The sequence below is a fragment of the Vibrio azureus genome (genome assembly GCF_002849855.1).
GTDB lineage: Bacteria > Pseudomonadota > Gammaproteobacteria > Enterobacterales > Vibrionaceae > Vibrio > Vibrio azureus.
The window spans coordinates 1,132,459-1,150,068 of sequence record NZ_CP018616.1; the positions used below are offsets into that span (position 1 = coordinate 1,132,459).

At 42.2% G+C, this 17,610-nt stretch carries 16 protein-coding genes; 8 read left to right on the forward strand and 8 right to left on the reverse strand.

The window, feature by feature from the left end; translation table 11 throughout:
* The first annotated feature begins 166 nt into the window (after window positions 1-166).
* Window positions 167-1,738, forward strand: a complete 1,572-nt coding sequence (locus BS333_RS05315) for a BCCT family transporter (protein WP_021710136.1) — start codon at window positions 167-169, stop codon at window positions 1,736-1,738.
* Between the two features lie 104 nt (window positions 1,739-1,842).
* On the opposite strand, the gene BS333_RS05320 is transcribed toward BS333_RS05315, so the two are convergent.
* On the reverse strand, window positions 1,843-2,289 hold the full coding sequence (locus BS333_RS05320) for an META domain-containing protein (protein WP_021710135.1): 447 nt from the start codon (window positions 2,287-2,289) through the stop codon (window positions 1,843-1,845).
* 354 nt (window positions 2,290-2,643) lie between these two features.
* Between BS333_RS05320 and BS333_RS05325 the strand changes: the two genes are divergently transcribed.
* Complete coding sequence (locus BS333_RS05325) at window positions 2,644-2,892, forward strand: DUF1289 domain-containing protein (protein WP_021710134.1); 249 nt, start codon at window positions 2,644-2,646, stop codon at window positions 2,890-2,892.
* 156 nt (window positions 2,893-3,048) lie between these two features.
* Here BS333_RS05325 and BS333_RS05330 read toward each other — a convergent pair whose 3' ends face one another.
* The 6 genes from BS333_RS05330 to BS333_RS05355 form a co-directional block, all read right to left on the reverse strand.
* A complete protein-coding gene (locus tag BS333_RS05330; protein ID WP_021710133.1) occupies window positions 3,049-3,270 on the reverse strand; it encodes a hypothetical protein in 222 nt (73 codons plus the stop codon).
* A 458-nt stretch (window positions 3,271-3,728) separates the two neighbouring features.
* Complete coding sequence (gene rplY, locus BS333_RS05335) at window positions 3,729-4,007, reverse strand: 50S ribosomal protein L25 (RefSeq protein WP_021710132.1); 279 nt, start codon at window positions 4,005-4,007, stop codon at window positions 3,729-3,731.
* Window positions 4,008-4,265: 258 nt separating this feature from the next.
* Entirely contained in the window at window positions 4,266-5,615 is a 1,350-nt protein-coding gene (locus tag BS333_RS05340) for an ATP-binding protein (RefSeq protein WP_033003900.1), read from the reverse strand.
* Entirely contained in the window at window positions 5,605-6,264 is a 660-nt protein-coding gene (locus BS333_RS05345; protein WP_021710130.1) for a response regulator transcription factor, read from the reverse strand. The genes BS333_RS05340 and BS333_RS05345 overlap by 11 nt, the downstream gene beginning before the upstream one ends.
* 11 nt (window positions 6,265-6,275) lie before the next feature.
* Window positions 6,276-6,695, reverse strand: a complete 420-nt coding sequence (locus BS333_RS05350; RefSeq protein ID WP_021710129.1) for a PepSY domain-containing protein — start codon at window positions 6,693-6,695, stop codon at window positions 6,276-6,278.
* Window positions 6,696-6,758: 63 nt separating this feature from the next.
* Entirely contained in the window at window positions 6,759-8,513 is a 1,755-nt protein-coding gene (locus BS333_RS05355; RefSeq protein ID WP_021710128.1) for a DNA repair helicase RadD, read from the reverse strand.
* Window positions 8,514-8,698: 185 nt separating this feature from the next.
* Between BS333_RS05355 and rsuA the strand changes: the two genes are divergently transcribed.
* The 3 genes from rsuA to BS333_RS05370 all read left to right on the forward strand — a co-directional run bounded on the left by rsuA (window position 8,699) and on the right by BS333_RS05370 (window position 11,440).
* Window positions 8,699-9,400, forward strand: coding sequence for a 16S rRNA pseudouridine(516) synthase RsuA (gene rsuA, locus BS333_RS05360; protein ID WP_021710127.1), 702 nt, complete (start codon window positions 8,699-8,701; stop codon window positions 9,398-9,400).
* A 175-nt stretch (window positions 9,401-9,575) separates the two neighbouring features.
* Window positions 9,576-10,778, forward strand: coding sequence for a Bcr/CflA family multidrug efflux MFS transporter (locus BS333_RS05365; RefSeq protein WP_021710126.1), 1,203 nt, complete (start codon window positions 9,576-9,578; stop codon window positions 10,776-10,778).
* Window positions 10,778-11,440, forward strand: coding sequence for a DUF2913 family protein (locus BS333_RS05370; protein WP_021710125.1), 663 nt, complete (start codon window positions 10,778-10,780; stop codon window positions 11,438-11,440). The genes BS333_RS05365 and BS333_RS05370 overlap by 1 nt, the downstream gene beginning before the upstream one ends.
* Before the next feature lie 105 nt (window positions 11,441-11,545).
* Here the strand turns inward: BS333_RS05370 and BS333_RS05375 are convergent, their stop codons facing one another.
* The gene (locus BS333_RS05375; protein WP_021710124.1) at window positions 11,546-13,006 is read right to left on the reverse strand and encodes a DUF2867 domain-containing protein; all 1,461 of its coding nucleotides are present in this window, start codon (window positions 13,004-13,006) and stop codon (window positions 11,546-11,548) included.
* 302 nt (window positions 13,007-13,308) lie between these two features.
* Here BS333_RS05375 and BS333_RS05380 point away from each other — a divergent pair, with 302 nt between their 5' ends.
* Genes BS333_RS05380 through BS333_RS05390 form a run of 3 tightly spaced genes read left to right on the forward strand, consistent with a single transcriptional unit; the run spans window position 13,309 to window position 17,556 of the window.
* Entirely contained in the window at window positions 13,309-13,980 is a 672-nt protein-coding gene (locus BS333_RS05380; RefSeq protein ID WP_021710123.1) for an ABC transporter ATP-binding protein, read from the forward strand.
* Complete coding sequence (locus tag BS333_RS05385; RefSeq protein WP_021710122.1) at window positions 13,961-16,414, forward strand: ABC transporter permease; 2,454 nt, start codon at window positions 13,961-13,963, stop codon at window positions 16,412-16,414. The genes BS333_RS05380 and BS333_RS05385 overlap by 20 nt, the downstream gene beginning before the upstream one ends.
* Window positions 16,414-17,556 (forward strand): lipocalin-like domain-containing protein, encoded by a 1,143-nt coding sequence (locus BS333_RS05390; protein ID WP_021710121.1) that lies wholly within the window; start codon window positions 16,414-16,416, stop codon window positions 17,554-17,556. Before BS333_RS05385 ends, BS333_RS05390 begins: the two co-directional genes overlap by 1 nt.
* The last annotated feature ends 54 nt before the right edge of the window (window positions 17,557-17,610 follow it).

A 17,610-nucleotide genomic window follows, 5' to 3' on the forward strand; every position in this document is an offset into this window, starting at 1 on the left:
ACCCTCTTGATGTTTGAAGGGACTGTAAATCGTATTTTTCCAAGCAAATTATAGACAACGTCACCCAAAATGTTAGGATCTTTTGCCTAATTAGGAAGAGAAATGCATTGTGTTCAAATTGTTTAGGCTTGCTTGATAAGCGTTTGAACACATAAAGAGGGGAAGCATGACAAAAGGTATAGATAAGTACAGCATCGACAGTACCGACTATACGGTTGGTCAGGATAACGTGCAGAAATGGGGTTTTGATGTCCATAACCCTGTGTTTGGGATCAGTGCTGGCTTTATTGCACTATTTCTAGTGGCTGCGTTAGTTCTTGATGCACATACGGCCAAAACAGCTCTTGATGGCCTTAAATTAAAAATAATCAGCTCATTTGACTGGCTGTTTATCATCTCCGGCAACATCTTCGTTATTTTTTGCCTTGTATTAATTATATCCCCATTAGGGAAAATTCGTTTAGGCGGTAAAGAAGCCGTCGCTGACTACTCCTTTATGTCATGGTTGGCGATGTTATTCGCTGCGGGTATGGGGATCGGCTTAATGTTTTGGAGTGTCGCTGAACCCGTTGCTTATTACACAGGATGGTATGAAACCCCACTAGGTGTTGAGCCAAATACGCCTGAGGCCGCAAAACTTGCTTTAGGTGCAACCATGTATCACTGGGGCTTACACCCGTGGGCAATTTATGGCGTTGTGGCATTATCGCTCGCTTTTTTTGCATACAATAAAGGGTTACCATTATCGATGCGCTCCATTTTCTATCCACTTCTGGGTGATAGAGCCTGGGGCTGGATTGGGCATGTTATCGATATTTTAGCAGTTCTAGCGACTCTGTTTGGCCTAGCGACATCACTTGGTCTTGGCGCTCAGCAAGCGGCAAGCGGAATCCATCATGTGTTCGGTATCGAATCTGGATTAGGTTTGCAAATCGTTGTTATTGCGGTTGTGACGCTCCTTGCGGTTGTTTCAGTGATTCGAGGTATTGATGGCGGTGTTAAAGTCATTAGTAACATCAATATGATAGTGGCGTTTTTGCTACTGACCTTGGTGGGTTTGATCGGATGGGCGGTAAGCCTTGGTTCCATCCCTACAACCTTGATGGCTTATGTCGAAAATATTTTACCGTTGAGTAATCCATTTGATCGAGCCGATGAAGCTTGGTTTCAAGGCTGGACAGTCTTCTACTGGGCTTGGTGGATCTCTTGGTCTCCATTCGTAGGGATGTTTATTGCTCGAGTATCAAAAGGTAGGACGGTTCGTGAGTTCATTACCGCAGTCTTGATTGTACCTACCGTTGTTACATTAATATGGATGTCAGTATTCGGTGGCTTGGCGATTGATCAGATTTTAAATGGTGCGGGTAAACTTGGAGAAAATGGCTTAACCGATGTATCTTTGGCTATGTTTGAAATGTTTGATGTCCTGCCATTTGGCAGCATTTTATCCATGATTGCAGTAGTTTTGGTTTTGGTCTTTTTTATTACCTCATCAGATTCAGGCTCATTAGTTATTGATAGCATAACAGCTGGTGGAAAAGTAGATGCTCCAGTATTGCAGAGGGTTTTTTGGGCCTTTATGGAAGGCGCGATTGCTGTGGCTTTGCTATGGGTCGGCGGCTCTGAGGCGGTACAAGCACTGCAAGCTGGTGCGATATCAACAGCACTGCCATTTACCCTTGTTTTGTTGGCGATGTGTGTCAGTTTAATTATGGGAATGCGCACTGAACGAACATAGACAAGTGCAATAGACTCCTTCTATACCCAAGCCCCTTTAGGTTACTTGGGTATAGTGTTTGGGTGAACTAAAAAACGGCTCTTAATTGAGCCGTTTTTTCATCATTAATTTACCCAGTCACGGAGAGTAAATGTCAGCTCATGTTGAGGTGTCTTCAACGTTAAGCTGTTGTTTGTTAAGGTGATATCACTCCAATTGGTAAGAGTAGCAGACATCACTTGCTCTATTTTCATTTGATCATCCATACACATCATCATTGTTTTACCCATTTTTTCGATGCGTAATTGGTTGTTTTTAAGCTCAGCTTGACCAAAGAAATTATTACAACCTGCATTGCCGTTTGCAGTTAAATTTTCACCGATTTCCAATCTTGGTGCTTTCTGGTGCTTTTTAAGTACGATATCTTGACCATCAATTTGGGCTAACTCCCAGTTATGATGCTGTAGATCTTGAGCAGTTGTTTGTTTCACATTATTGCCATTACTGGTACATGCTGCCATCAGAAGTGGCAGGGAGATTGCTGTTACTAACGTTTTTAGGCTAAGCTTCATTGTATAGACTCCGTTTTAGAAAACGCGATAAGTATAGTAAAAAAACACTGTTTTTTGTCAGCATTAGATGAGATTTTATGATGCTACAACGTGATATTGCTAAGTATGTTATGTGACTGGCTTTGGGCTTCATCACCGCATCATACTTTTGAGGTAGCTAAAGTATGATTATTCTATATTAATGGTATCGATACTTGAACTAGAATCACTTATAAAGCGTTATTTTGATTAAAATAATAGCAGTCTAAGTTACCAGATATTTGGGTAGATAGAAGGAGTATCGTTTTGCTGAGTTACGTGTGTTGAAATCATTTAGGAACAATGAAGTGCGATAATACCTAGAGTGGTGTTACTATGGAACAATTAGAATTCTTTACTGTACCCAATCCATGTGTTGGCGTTTGCACCACTGACGAGAAAGGGTATTGCCGTGGATGTATGCGCAATCGCAATGAACGTTTTAACTGGTTGAGTTTTACGCCAGTGCAGCAAAGGCATGTCATTAGACTTTGTCGCCAGCGATACATGAACAAAGTAAGAAAAAATAAAGTCACAAATGAACCACAACAGAATGATACTTCACCTCAGCAGGAACTCTTTTAGTTCTTTTATCACTCCAGTATTTCTCAATTTATCTTAGACTGAACATCCTTGTTTCAAATTATTTAGGGATAGGATGGATTTTATTTATTCAAAATCATACTAAATAAAAACAATGAACTAGCATTCATTAAACCAACTGACGTTTGTTGGACATAGCTACTTAATATTCCATTCGTCGCTGACCCAACCTCCTGCGTTCTCATCAAAATGATTTCCGGCAAAACGCTGATTTTTTTCTACTTCGGCTAAACTAGATGGCCTTTCATCCAGTAATTGATGAATATAGTTTGCCATGGGATCTGTGCAAGATTCTTGATCTTTGCGGGTAACGATTTCTTTTATGAGTTGTAGGCGATAACTGTTGCTGGCTCTTTTCACTTTTTACCTCCTTAAGTTGTAGTTACAGTTTCACTTTTACTGACATTTTTATACTTCAACCTAAATGAAGGTAAGGGGAGTTACCATTTTGAAAGAGCTTTAGGAAATACTTAAAAATAGCAGTGTTTACAATGTCGTGCGGCCTTTTTTAGTATATTTATCTAAAAGTGACACATTAATAATGAGTAAGTTAGTTTATTTATCTGTTACTAGGGCCTTATAAAACATAGGAGTGCAATGCGGTGTAGTCAATAAGATAAGTCGAGTTTTTGAAAGTTAGCTGCCGGAAAGGATAGAAAAGGAAAGATAAGAAGAAAGAGTGTTTAGTTGAAAAAGTAAAACCCTGAAGGTGGTAAGTCTTCAGGGTTTTGAAATTCTTTAGATGATTCAGTTGGTAAAGCCGAATATCTTTTATGCAAAAGGTGGATACTTAATCCGTATAATTCCTTGGTAAGGAATTAGATGCGGATGAAGTCCATGTGCTCAACTTTAGGCTTGAAAGCGTGACGTTGAACGTCTTGAGGCTTAACTTTAACCTCAGCACCATCGATAACTAGAACGATGCCTTCGTAGAACTCAGGCTTGTCCATTTGGTTAACGATGTCGTTGTGTTCAAGAACGATTGCTACTGCTGCTTCTTCACCGCCGTATACAACTGCAGGGAATTTACCAGCGTGACGTAGGCGGCGGCTCGCACCTTTACCTAGTTCAGTACGTACTACTGCTTCAAATTTCATAGTATTTACTCTCAATTAGTAAAAAATAACATTTCACGAATCCAATGCGACCTTGTATTCGTGGTAAAGCTTTAACAGAACCTGTCAAAGCAGGCGCGGATACTAACACCATGTTTGTTATTGAGCAATAAAAATCAGACCTAAAGCTCATATAATGCCTATTTTTATTTCAACTAAAGTGGTGGGCTGAATAATGACCCAAGTAAAAAGACCATCAAGGCTATCAACCCTACTCAGGTATCTGTAAATCCAGATGTTCTATATTCTGCTTTTGGGCAAGGTCAGCATCGCTTTTAAGCCGTTCATTTGGCTTTGAGATAGAGTGAGTTGTCCTCGATAACTATGAGCCATTTCACTAACAATATTCAGGCCTAAACCTGACCCTGGCGCTGTTTCATCGAGTCGGTAACCACGTTGAATAACTTCAGTAAGCTGCGCCTCAGGAATCCCAGGGCCATCATCTTCAATCACAATGGACAAAGTGTCTTTTGTTTGAATCGCATTCACGGTAATGATGCTGCTTGCCCATTTGTAGCTGTTTTCTAGAAGGTTACCTAGCATTTCATCTAAATCGGCCTTATCGACGGCGACACTGAGCTCAGAGTCGAGTTCATTAACTAAAGTAATATCTCGTTGTGAATACAATTTATCAAACGCCATCGAAATAGCATCGATGCGTTCGCAAGGGGAGGATTTCACAGAGAGGATATTCATTGCTCCAGCCATTCTTGCGCGGCTTAGGTGGTAATCGATGTGTTGCTGAATCTGATCGATGGGCTTAGTGAGTTTATCTTGTTCCTGCGAGGGCAAACCTTGTACTTCATTTTTTAAGACTGATAACGGCGTTTTTAGAGCATGGGACAAATTGCCCGCATGATTTCGCGCTCGTTCGAGTAATTCTTGATAGTGGAAGAGAAGAGCATTTAAGTCGGCGATTAGAGGAGAAACTTCTTTAGGGTAAGTTTCTTCTAGGCCTTTTTTATTTCCTGACTTCAGTTGAGCAAGTTCGCGTTGTAGTTTAGTGAGTGGGCTTAAAGACCAAGCGATTTGAAGTAAGATAACGGCGAGAACACCGGCATACAAGAGCCCTAAAATGATCCACAGCTGTTTGTTTAATGATTGGATGGTACTCTGGATTGGTGCTTCATCCATGCCTACGAGGATGGATATCGGGCCATCATAATCTGGTAGGTACAAGGTCTTTTGTAAGGTAATGAGCTTCTCCCCGCGAGCACCAAGCATATCGTTACCAATCAGCTTATGGGACATCTTTTTGTCCCAGAGTGAACGTGAACGTTCTAAGCTGCTTTTGGTCGAGGCACTCCAATAGAGGCCACTGTATGGACGCAAAAAGCGAGGATCCGAAAGTGGGCTTGATAGTGAAAGTTCACCTGCTTTATTTACATCCAACTGAGCGGCGAGCTCATCCATATAAACATTGAGCTGGGCTTGTGCATCTTCAACCATGTATCGATAAACTTGGGTTGGAATTGTCACGCCGGCAGCAAGGATCATGGCCGTTAGCCAAACGACCGCAGCCAACATTAAACGGCTTTTGATACTGAGCCGTTTTAGTATATGTAGAGGGAGTCGCTGCTTAATCTGCATTCAATTGGTATCCCAGCCCACGTACGGTTTTGATGATTTTTGGCGCAATTTTTTTACGGATACGGCCAATAAAAACTTCGATCGTATTGGAATCTCGATCAAAGTCTTGCTTATAAATACGTTCAACGAGTTCTGTTCTTGAAATGACTTTATCTGGATTATGCATAAAGTAAGCTATAACTTTATATTCCAGAGCGGTCAGGCTGACGAACTCTCCCTGCCACATGACTTTAGATGAGCGTGTGTCCAAGCTTAAATCGCCAATTTGCAAAATAGGAGACGCATTACCAGAAGCTCGACGAAGTTGTGCTCTTAAGCGGGCGATCAATTCAACCATTTCAAATGGCTTGGTTAGGTAATCATCTGCCCCTGCATTTAAACCTTCTACTCGTTGAGAAAGCGTATCCCGTGCACTAAGAATCACAACGGGTGTATTGATATTTTCATCTCGGATGCTTTTGAGTACGGTTAATCCATCCAGCTTTGGTAAGCCTAGGTCAAGTACGATGGCGTCCCATTCTTCAGAAGTGGCTCGATACAAAGCATCAATACCATCTTGTGACAGTTCGGGAACCCACCCATGGTTCTCTAATGTCTCGATAATTTGTTCACCTAATCTAGGTTCGTCTTCAACGATAAGTATTTTCATATTATTGATTTTTACTGTAGTTTTAGAGCTTTATTGAAATTGCGACCTTTGATTTCGAGCATCTCAAGAGTCGCTGCGTCGTATTCAACCTTGATGACATTGTCATTGAATAAAATTTTGAGTTCATAAATCCATTCATCATCGTCTTCTTCCAGCTCCACTTTAATGATACGGCCGTAGAGGTCATGCTCTACTGCTTTATACATCTCAGAGAATGGGCGAATATAGCCTTTCTGAACCGCACGGTACACCTCGTCTTGATCTTCGTCGAACTCTACTCGTGTACCTGGCTTTTCAACGTCTCGGACAATAGCAATGCCATCTTTTTCATTATTCTGATCATTGTAAGCTGCAAAACATGCTGTTGTGATTAACAGAGAGGTTAAGCTTATAACGCCCATCAACGGCTGGAGGGATAATAATTTGGCCATGGTGAAACCTATTTCAAAGTGTTGTTGCAAGTATATTGCTAAAAAGATGAACAGAGGGTGAATTTATTGCTTGAGTTCATCTGGGAAGATTTTGTCTCGCAATTTCCAAAAGCGACCTGACTTTCTTGCAATGATAAATTGTGGAAGTCTAAAACGGTGTTGGTTAGCTACGACTTTAGTTGGTGAATATGCATCATATAAACGGTGTTTATCTGCAAGGTGAGGGCGCACAAATCTTTGCTTAAATAGGTGTTTTTGCTTTTTAGTATTGAGTGACCAGAACTCATGGACGAGAGCATTGCCTTCACCTTGATAAGGCTCTCCAGAATAAGTGACTTTGAGCTGAGATGGCCCTTCACTTGGTTTCAATATGCTAATGGTCATTTCGGTACACTCAAAGATTAAAGCGTCTTTTAGGTTGAGCGCCTCTTTTAATTTTTTATCTGGGTCAACCAATACGGCATCGCATTCATGGCATATTCTGGCTGCAATATCATTATCGGCACCACATTCACCACAGTATTTTGCACGAAAGCGATAGCCGCAATGTTCACGTTCCCCTGTTTCTTCGTCCTCAAAATATCCTTGGCATCGACGGCCAAAGTGTTCGACTAGAAAGCCGTTGCTGTCTAATTTACCCCAAAAGTTATTATTGAAACCGCACGCGGGACAGGGGATGGTTATGATTTCGCTGGAAGAATCAGGCTTAGGGTCGCCAACTTCAGGTTGATAGAGGTCATAGCTGTTTCCTGCGTAATCTAACACTAAACATTCTGTTTTACCCTCAGACAGACGTAGCCCCCGACCGACAATTTGTTGATATAAACTGACGGACTCTGTGGGTCTTAAAATCGCGATCAAATCTACGTGAGGTGCGTCAAAGCCGGTCGTGAGTACCGATACGTTTACCAAGAATTTAATTTGTCGGTTTTTAAATGCTTGAATGATCGCATCGCGCTCAAGGGTTGGTGTATCTCCGATGACAATGGCCGTTTCATCAGCGGGCAAAAGCGTATAAATTTCTTGGGCGTGTCTCACCGTTGCGGCAAATATCATTACACCTTGACGACTTTCTGCGTATTGCTTGATTTGCTCTACAATTTGAGGGGTCGCACGCTTGGCTTTATCTATCACCATGTCCAATTCTGCTTCTTTATAGCGCCCTGTACTGGCCGGTTTCAACTGTGAGAAGTCATAAGAAAGAATAGGGGCATCCATCATGCGTGCGGGAGTGAGAAATTGCTCGTCCAACAGGTATCGAATTGGTAACTCAAAAATACAGTCGCGAAAAAAACGAGAATCTTCTGTACGAACCTGACCACGAGTATGATATTGATATATCCAGCCCATACCTAAACGATATGGTGTTGCGGTTAAGCCTAGCACTTTTATTCCGGGGTTAGATTCGGTCAGATGAGTGATGACTTTTTGGTAGCTGGAACTTTTTTCATCCGGGACACGATGGCATTCGTCAATAACTAACAGCGAAAACTGATGTTTGAATGCATCTAAGTTGCGCACAACAGATTGAACAGAAGCAAAAACAACCTGCTGATCCGTCTCTTTTCGGCCGAGACCAGCAGAAAAAATAGCACCTTTTAAACCATATCCCTCGTACTTGGCGTGATTTTGTTCAACCAATTCTTTAACATGGGCTAGGACTAAGACTCGGCCTTTGGCAAGTCTGGCTAACTCGGCAATCACCAAGCTCTTGCCTGCGCCTGTCGGTAGAACAATTACGGCTGGTGTCGAGTGCTTTCGAAAATAGTGGATCACCGCTTTTACTGAGTCGGCTTGATAAGGGCGCAGGGTATACATAAAACCTAGGAAATTGTTCAACTATTTATGACAGTAAGGCTATAATACCTGCTTTTAGGCCCAAGTGATATTTGTCCGCACTTAAAACGATAAAATGAAGCCAACTCAGTGACATCACTTGAACCTAGCATCTTAGGGTCACTTGGGGATATTTGGGCTAATTTGAACCATTCTATGAGGTAGTCATGCGCTTAGACAAGTATCTATGTGACGCATTGGGAGCCACTCGCAAAGAGGCAACCAAAATCATCAAAAGCGGTGAGGTCACTGTTGATGGTGATATTCAGAAAAGTGGTGCTTTTAAAGTACCCGAACACAGTGTTGTGATGTGGCAGGAACGTGAAGTAGGTACGCCCGGACCACGTTATATCATGCTATACAAACCTGCAGATTTTGTTTGTTCTCATGAAGATGGCTACAATCCAACCGCGTTTGTTTTGCTTGATGAACCAAAGGTTGAAAAATTACACTTTGCTGGTCGACTAGATGTTGATACGACAGGGTTAGTTTTGATAACGGATGATGGCCAGTGGTCGCACAAGATCACTTCACCAAAGCATAAGTGTGAGAAGACCTATCGTGTCTGGTTAGTGGACGCGATTCAACCCGATTATATCGAAAAGTTTGCTCAAGGCATTGAACTGCGTAATGAGCGTGAACTAACTTTACCCGCACACCTTGAAATTGTAAATGAAGCGGAAAATGAAGTGTTACTCACTATCGTTGAAGGGAAATACCACCAAGTGAAACGAATGTTTGCCGCATTAGGCAACAAAGTAGAACACCTTCATCGTGAGCGTATAGGCGCGATTACACTAGACGACAATTTAGAGCCTGGTGATTATCGAATGTTGACTCCAGAAGAAATAGCGACGGTTTGGCAGTAGCTCATCCACCTGAGTTTTCACCAAGTAACCTTAAGATGCTGTGAATCAAACATGTTGAGGGCACTTTGGTATAGAGTGTAATATTGCCATTTTATTGATGAAAAACATCGAACTATCACTGCATTGCATCAGTGAACAAAAGTGATGGTGTAAAAATATGCCTATGAGGTTAGCGATGTCAGAAAAAGTTCAAAGTACGCCTGTTTTCCAACTCAGCCTTGTGATGTTTTTGGTGTTAGGTTCCATTGGCGCACTCACCCCACTTGCTATTGATATGTACTTACCTGCGATGCCGACGATCGCAAATGATCTTGGTGTTGCTGCTGGTGCTGTGCAAATTACATTGACAACGTATACCGCAGGCTTTGCGCTGGGGCAATTTATCCACGGCCCTTTGTCTGACAGTTTTGGTCGACGACCTGTGCTTATCCTTGGGGTTATTTTCTTTGGTTTAGCAGCCATGGTCAGTGCTACAACAACCAGCATTGAAGCTCTGACTTATGTTCGAGCGGCGCAAGGTTTCGCTGGAGCGGCAGCGGCTGTCACTATCCAAGCGTTAGTACGTGATATGTTTGATCGTGAAGATTTTGCACGTACTGTTTCATTTATTACGTTAGTGATTGTTTGCGCACCACTGGTTGCACCAATGATTGGTGGTTATCTTGCGGTTTGGTTTGGTTGGCGTTCGATTTTTTGGGTTTTGGCGGTGTATGCAGCGGCGGTGATCTTATTGGTGCTGTGGAAAATTCCTGAAACTTTGAAAACAGAGCATCGTCAACCGCTGAGATTTAGAACGACAATACACAATTATTCCCGCTTGTTTTCTAACCCCCAATCGATGGGACTTATGTTATCGAGCGCCTTTTCATTTTCTGGAATGTTCGCATTTTTAACGGCAGGATCATTTGTTTATATTGATTTATATGGCGTAGAACCCAGCAATTTTGGCTACTTATTTGGTCTAAATATTATCGCAATGATCATTATGACCAGTTTAAATGGTCGTTTGGTGAAAAAGCTTGGTTCTCACACCATGCTTCGTTGTGGTCTTATGGTCCAACTTATTGCAGGTATTGGTTTGTTTATCGGTTGGGCATTAAACTTAGGCCTTTGGGGAATGGTCCCCTTTGTGGTTTTATTTATTGGCACGCTATCTATGATTGGTAGTAATGCGATGGCGTTGTTACTGAGTGGTTATCCGACAATGGCGGGTACAGCTTCATCATTGGCTGGCACTCTGCGCTTTGGCATGGGCTCTTTAGTTGGTGCACTTGTAGCGAGTTTACCCGATGGTGTTGCATGGCCTATGGTGATTGCCATGTTTACTTGTGCGGTGATGTCTGCACTGCTTTATTGGACTTTAGGAAGAAAGGCGTAATGTCGAATTACACCCAAGAAATACAAAACTTAGTGAATACCGCTCTGGCTGAGCTTGATCAAGAACATCGCTCAGGTAAGTTGGTTAATGCACCTGTTGCCAATAACCACTACCTCGTTCGTTGGGTTGCTAAGGCGCTAAAATCTCAGCGATTCGGGCGAGCTGTTGTCGATGACTTAACTCGTTGGCAAAAAGCAGGTCGTTCGAAGGGAAATGATGCTGGGCTTCCATTTATTTTTAAGCGTATCTCAGCGTATTATGCTCAGTTCTTTCCTGATGGAGTCGATCAAAAAGTATTAAAGGATTCTGATATTGAATCTTTTCTTGATCAAATGGAGCACGAAGGGTGGGAAGTTTCTACGTCAGAGCCTTTGATCAAGGTCGGTAAGGTTCAGATCTTCACCGAGGGACAGAACTCTCTCGCACTATGTGCAGATCAATGTGATAGTTGTTTTGTGGAAGAGCGTTTAGTCAAACCTATGAGCTGGTTTGTTCGAGGAAACCATGCTGAATTCGTTGAAAAAGCGGCTCAAGCTGGGTTTATGGTACATAAAGTGACAGATTATAAGTCGCAAGTTAAGTACCATGGTGAGTATTTGGTTTTTCCAGAGAACCAAGGAAACCAGTTGGCTGAAATACCGCTTTCGTTTCGAGCTGAGTAATATGTTCACCTTCTATTAATTCCCTTTGTTTTACTCCTCCCAGTGTGAAGCAATGAGGTAGCGCTTTTTGCTCCCTCGTTGTTTCAGCCTTTGTTGTATCAATCTTCATTGTCCGAATCTTGTATTGTCTAAACCTTGGTTATGTAATGCTTCTTTTGCTATTGCCTTGACCATGCCTTTGAAAATAAACAAATGAGCAGGCATCATCGCAAACCAATACATTAAACCTAAGGGCCCTTGTGGGTGCCACCATGCTGTGATGGTGAGCTTCCTGCGGTTGTTTTCATCCTCAATCGACAAATCTAAGCGACCAAGACCTGGCCCTTTCATACCAAATAGCAGTGATAGATAAGTATTTTTTTCGCAACGGATAACTTTCCAAGAGTCAATGAAATCGCCCACTTTTAACTCCGGGCCTGCTGGTGTTTTTCTGACAGGCTTATTTCCTCCAAACAGAACGTCTAGCCACTCTCTTATGCGCCAAAGAATATTAGCAAAGAAATAACCCTTTTCTTTACTGCCAACCTTTTGTACAACTTGCCACAGAGACTCAGCGCTTGCCTGTGTGTAGCAACTCGCTTCTGCTTGTTTAGGAAAATAACCGTATCCGGGTTGCCAACGTTTTAAAGCCGCCTGTTCAAAGCCCCAAACATGGCAGCGCACAAAGGTTCCTTCGTTTTCGATAGTATTAGCAACCGCTTGTTTATATGGAATTAATGATTGTGGGAAGCGAGTATCGATGGGTTTGGAATCTGCAATATAGTCATGCTCTAAGCCAGCGAGTAATGCTTTGCCAATATTACTTGGAACAGAGGTAACAAGTCCTAACCAAAAAGAAGCCATTTTAGGCGTTAATAACGGCGTAGCATAAAGGCGAAACGGCCTTTTGGTTAACTGGCAAATAATCTCAAATTGTTCCCGATAGCTCAAAGTATCGGGGCCTCCGATTTCATAGATGGCACTTTGGCTGGGAACTTCCTCAGCCAGCTTGAGTAAGTAATGATTAAGATTAAGAAGTGCAATGGGATTGGCTTTGCTATCGACCCATTTGGGTGTGATTAAAATAGGTAGGTTGTAAACGAAATCACGCATAATCTCAAAAGCGGCGGAACCTGGACCAATAACAATGCCTGCCCTTAATTCTGTAATTGGAATACCAGACTTCCGAATGATTTCTCCGGTTAGTTTACGAGCGGCTAAATGTTGGGAGTGCCCTGTATGTGGCTGGATGGCACTGAGATAAATAACGTGTTTTATCTGGCTGTTCATTAAAGCCTGCTTTAAGTTGAGCGCGATGCTAGCTTCATAGTGAATAAAATCGTGACCTTGTGCCATTCCGTGCACCAACAAATAGACTAAATCAAAATCTTTAACGGCAGCGAGTGTGGCTGACTTTATGCTTAAGTCTAAATAGATAAGTTTAAGGTTCGGATGAGGTTCAACTCTAGCAGTAAGATAATCAATGTGCCTCGCTGCTGCTGTGACTAGATACCCTTGTTCTAGAAGCTGTGGAAGCAGTTGTGAACCAATGTATCCAGATGCACCGAGAACCAAGACTTTTTTCATGTTTTTCCTTAGGCCATCCTATCGAATGATAAGTAAAGTATGACTTGATGTTGAGTTGTGTAACAACGCTGATGTGAGAAAATAATGATGTTTTTATAAATTAATTCAGCGGGTTGCGTGAAGATCCATAAAATATGCATAGATAATGTTGAGCTTTCTTTGTGAATAAGCCAGTAAATCTACGGTTGGTGATACTATTTGCTTTCAATAGTGTGAGCAAGGCTCCAAATTACTTTCTAATAACAGGATTTTAGTGTAGATTCTGACCCGTAATCTCAATCATAAACTGAGTGATAGAACTAATGTTAAAGCTGCAAAACCTTTGTAAAGGTTACATAGATGGTGAAGAGTTTCATCCAGTACTACAAGGTGCAGAATTAACATTGCAGCAAGGTGAACAAATTGCGCTAATGGGAGAAAGTGGTTCTGGTAAAAGTACTCTACTTAACCTCATTGCCGGGCTCGATACGGTTGACTCCGGTGAAATTATCTATCCTGACTTTCCCATGCATAGTGCGGCTGAGCGATACCGTACTATATACCGACGTAATAATATCGGTAACATATTTCAACAGTTCAATTTGTTACCCACTTTGAATGTGGCCGATAACATACGCTTTTGTCGTCAACTTAAAGGCTTACCAGAAGATAAGGGATTATGGCGCCAAATTCTTTCAGCCCTTGATCTCATGCCATTACTGGGACGTTACCCTGAAGAAGTTTCTGGTGGTCAACAGCAACGTGCAGCGATTGCTCGTGCATTATACATGGAGCCTAAAATCCTGCTTGCAGACGAGCCTACGGGTAGCTTAGATGAGCGTAATGCTGAAGCAGTGATGCGCTTACTCACAACCTTGTCACGCCAATTAGAATGCACATTATTGTTGGTTACACATAGTGAAAAAGTTGCTATCCACATGGAGAGAATCATTCGTCTTCAAGGAGGACAGTTACATGCTATTGCCCGTAGTTAAAGCACTACTTGGGCATTATCGACGCCATCCTCTGCAACTTGTACTTGTTTGGCTTGGACTAACACTAGCCGTCTCCCTACTCGTTGGTGTGACCTCAATTAACCAGCATGCTCAAAAGAGTTACGAAACGGGAGAAAAACTGTTCCTCAACCCCTTTCCTTATAGGATTAGAACAAAGTTTTCAGCCAATAAAATACCTCAAGGCTTTTATGTTCAATTACGTCAAGCGGGTTTTTACCAGTGTGTGCCTTTTGATGTCCAGTACCTTGAAACCCAATCTGGGGCAAATTTAACTTTGTTAGGGGTGGACCCAGTGTCTTTGATACCATTGTATCAGGGTAAAACGCTAGGTGACTTTTCAATGCTTTCTTTGATGAAAGCGCCATATCCCGTTTTAGTGAGTCAACAATTAGCCGAGCATATGGATTGGGATAATGGTGATTTTATTGCTTTAAATGATGGCCTTCAGCTAGGGCCTTTAGCGATTGATAATGAAAATATGATTGCAGGCAGTCGGCTTATTGCTGATATATCCTTACTTCGTGAATTGAAACGTTCGTCTAGCTTATCAACCATTGCTTGTGGGGAAATGAGCAATGAAAAGCTCAATGTGCTAAAACGCCTCCTACCTAATGGTATGAAGCTTGTGCGAAATGGGCGTACTGAATTGGAATCATTAACCAGAGCTTTCCATACCAATTTAACGGGGTTGGGAATGTTATCATTTTTGGTTGGCCTGTTTATTTTCTATCAAGCCATGTCTTTATCATTTATACAACGCCAGCGCTTGGTGGGTATATTGCGTCAAAACGGGGTGAGTGGTGTTCAGCTAGCTAAAGCCTTGATGTTTGAGCTGACTTTTTTGATTTTGGTTGCCTGGGCTTGCGGTAATGTGCTGGGGCTTGTTTTAGCTAATAAGTTAATACCGGCCGTATCAAGCAGTTTGAGTGAGCTATACGATGCCAATATTGGTTTGTCTGTCGGCTGGTCTTGGGACTCAAGTTTGTATAGTTTATTAATGGCTACCTTAGGAGCTGGCCTTGCGTGTTTTTGGCCTTTAGTCCGGCTTATCAATTCACAGCCAATTCGCTTGTCGTCTCGACTGTCATTATTGCGTTTCACTGGCAGAGAGTTCTCTTGGCAGGCTTTATTGGCTTGTGCGTTTTGTGTTGCATGTATTGCTGTCTATCAGGCTCCTCGAACACTGGAATCAGGTTTTACAATTATAGTAATGATGTTGCTTAGTGTGACATTATTCACTCCATTCGTGATGTGGCATATATTTCACAGTTTATCTCAATCTTTGCGTTGGATTAGGGCTCGTTGGTTTTTTGCCGATGCCGCAGCAAGTATGAGCTACAGAGGTGTTGCGATGATGGCCTTTATGCTTGCTTTAGCCGCTAATATTGGTGTAGAAACCATGGTTGGCAGTTTCCGAGATACAACCGATAAATGGCTGAACCAAAGGCTTGTTGCGGATCTTTATATTTATCCTACTAACAGCTCTGCGACGCGGGTGAGTAGTTGGCTTGCTAAACAGCCTGAAGTAGATAGTGTTTGGTGGCGATGGGAAAAAGATATCCTCGCAGAAAAAGGAGCTTTACAAATTGTCAGCACAGGTGCATCTCAGGGAGAATTAAGTTCCTTACCTGTAAAATTAGGCGTTCCTAACTACTGGCTGCAACTTCATCATACACAAAGCGTTATGGTCAGTGAATCAATGGCATTGAGGCATGATATCTCACCGGGTGATGCAATTGCTTTATATCCTACATTAGATAAAAAGTGGGAAGTCGCAGGTATTTACTACGATTATGGTAATCCTTATGACCAAGTTCTGATGTCACACCGAAATTGGTTAAATGAGTTTGCTGGGACCGGAAATATCGGCTTAGGTGTGTTATTGAAGGAAAGTACTAGCGGAGAAGGTTTACAGGAACGCTTAACTCAGTTATTTCGCCTGCCACAAGATGAAATAATTGACAATAAAAGTATCTATAACCAAGCCATGAGGGTGTTTGATAATACCTTTTCTATTGCTGGGACGTTGGGAAATATTACATTAATCATTGCGGTCTTTGGCTTGTTTTTTGCGACCTTAGCAGGTGAATCTTCACGTCAGAGACATTTTGCTCTACTCCGGTGTATGGGAGTATCAGGAAAAGAGTTGGTACTACTTGGAGGCGTCCAGTTGTTTGTATTAGGCGCTTTATCAGCTATTGTGGCTATTCCCTTAGGTCTTGCGTTGGCACATTTAATTGTCGATATGGTAATGAAGCAGTCATTTGGTTGGTCATTAGAGTTGCACACAATACCTTGGAAATACATGCAGACAATTGCTTGGGCTATGTTCTCTATTATGCTTGCTGGGGCTTTACCTGTTTTCAGAATGATCAAGCGTACACCGATGAAATCACTTAGAGATGCTTTGTAGTGGAAGAAAAAAATTACAAAAAAATAGGTCAACTTCTATCATATTTGGCTTTCGTGATCATTGGCTTGGTACTGGCGAGTGCTTTTTATTTTAAGCCTTGGCTTGCTGAAAATGACGTGTTTGACAATACGATCAAATCCGCGGACCTTCATCAGGGGTCTTACGATGAAGCGGCTGTGATCTTTGAGCCTGTCATTCCAGATAAATCGGCTTCCTTACCTCAAGACTTTGGTGTTCACCCCAGCTATCAGCATGAGTGGTGGAATTACTATGCAACAACTCAAGGCAATAACGGCAAAAACTATTTTATTCAGTGGAGCTTCTTTAGAATCGCGACGGATGAACGTAAGGACAGAGGATGGCAGAGCCCTCAACTCTATCTGTCACATATTGTAGTCAGTGACGGATCTCAAGCATGGAAAGAGCAACGTATTGCGAGGGGAGGGATTGGTCAAGCTGGAATGAAAAGCGCTCCTTTTCAGCTCTGGGTTGATAACTGGAAATGGCGTTCAATGGGTGCAACACCCTTCCCAGGTACATTGGAAGTGTCGACCGACTTGTTATCTGTTCACCTAATGTCGAAGACTTCAGGGCCTTTTGTCGTTAACGGAGATAAGGGTTTTCAAGTCAAACACAAGCTACAGTCCATTGCTTCTTTTAATTTTAGTGCACCATTCTTAAGCATAAAAGGTACGCTCAATCTCAATGGACAGTCAGTTAGGGTTGAGGGCGATGCTTGGGTAAATAAAGAGTGGGGAAGTGGTTTAATTGGTAATGAACAACAAGGATGGGATTGGTTTGCTTTCCACTTAGAGGATGGTCGCTCCCTTATGGTGAACCGTTATCGTTACCAAGGGAAAATGCCTTATCTTTCAGGAACTCTAGCAACGCGTTCTGGGGAGATAGTGTTCTTGGATGACAAAGAGCTGATGATTGATCCAATAAAGAATACTCAGATCTCCGAACAACGTCTTATGCCATTAGATTGGCATATTCGTATACCTAAATATAATATTAACTTAACGACACAAGTGATACGAAAAGAAATGTGGTTGCCGTTTTTGTTCCCATATTGGGAGGGACCTATTACTGCCACTGGCTCACAGCAGGCTCATGGATTTATGCAGCTTGTGGGTTATTAGCAGTGTTTAGGATCACAATAATCGTAAAAATGCTCACTTTAGTCACGAAAAGTA

What these genes read in the sequence shown, in the direction of transcription:
- rsuA (WP_021710127.1), top strand. Translation starts at nt 8,699, where the DNA reads ATGCGCTTAGACAAGTATCTATGTGACGCATTGGGAGCCACTCGCAAA.
- BS333_RS05355 (WP_021710128.1), bottom strand. Translation starts at nt 8,513, where the DNA reads ATGTATACCCTGCGCCCTTATCAAGCCGACTCAGTAAAAGCGGTGATC.
- rplY (WP_021710132.1), bottom strand. Translation starts at nt 4,007, where the DNA reads ATGAAATTTGAAGCAGTAGTACGTACTGAACTAGGTAAAGGTGCGAGC.
- BS333_RS05325 (WP_021710134.1), top strand. Translation starts at nt 2,644, where the DNA reads ATGGAACAATTAGAATTCTTTACTGTACCCAATCCATGTGTTGGCGTT.
- BS333_RS05340 (WP_033003900.1), bottom strand. Translation starts at nt 5,615, where the DNA reads ATGCAGATTAAGCAGCGACTCCCTCTACATATACTAAAACGGCTCAGT.
- BS333_RS05385 (WP_021710122.1), top strand. Translation starts at nt 13,961, where the DNA reads ATGCTATTGCCCGTAGTTAAAGCACTACTTGGGCATTATCGACGCCAT.
- BS333_RS05315 (WP_021710136.1), top strand. Translation starts at nt 167, where the DNA reads ATGACAAAAGGTATAGATAAGTACAGCATCGACAGTACCGACTATACG.
- BS333_RS05365 (WP_021710126.1), top strand. Translation starts at nt 9,576, where the DNA reads ATGTCAGAAAAAGTTCAAAGTACGCCTGTTTTCCAACTCAGCCTTGTG.
- BS333_RS05345 (WP_021710130.1), bottom strand. Translation starts at nt 6,264, where the DNA reads ATGAAAATACTTATCGTTGAAGACGAACCTAGATTAGGTGAACAAATT.
- BS333_RS05370 (WP_021710125.1), top strand. Translation starts at nt 10,778, where the DNA reads ATGTCGAATTACACCCAAGAAATACAAAACTTAGTGAATACCGCTCTG.
- BS333_RS05320 (WP_021710135.1), bottom strand. Translation starts at nt 2,289, where the DNA reads ATGAAGCTTAGCCTAAAAACGTTAGTAACAGCAATCTCCCTGCCACTT.
- BS333_RS05380 (WP_021710123.1), top strand. Translation starts at nt 13,309, where the DNA reads ATGTTAAAGCTGCAAAACCTTTGTAAAGGTTACATAGATGGTGAAGAG.
- BS333_RS05375 (WP_021710124.1), bottom strand. Translation starts at nt 13,006, where the DNA reads ATGAAAAAAGTCTTGGTTCTCGGTGCATCTGGATACATTGGTTCACAA.
- BS333_RS05350 (WP_021710129.1), bottom strand. Translation starts at nt 6,695, where the DNA reads ATGGCCAAATTATTATCCCTCCAGCCGTTGATGGGCGTTATAAGCTTA.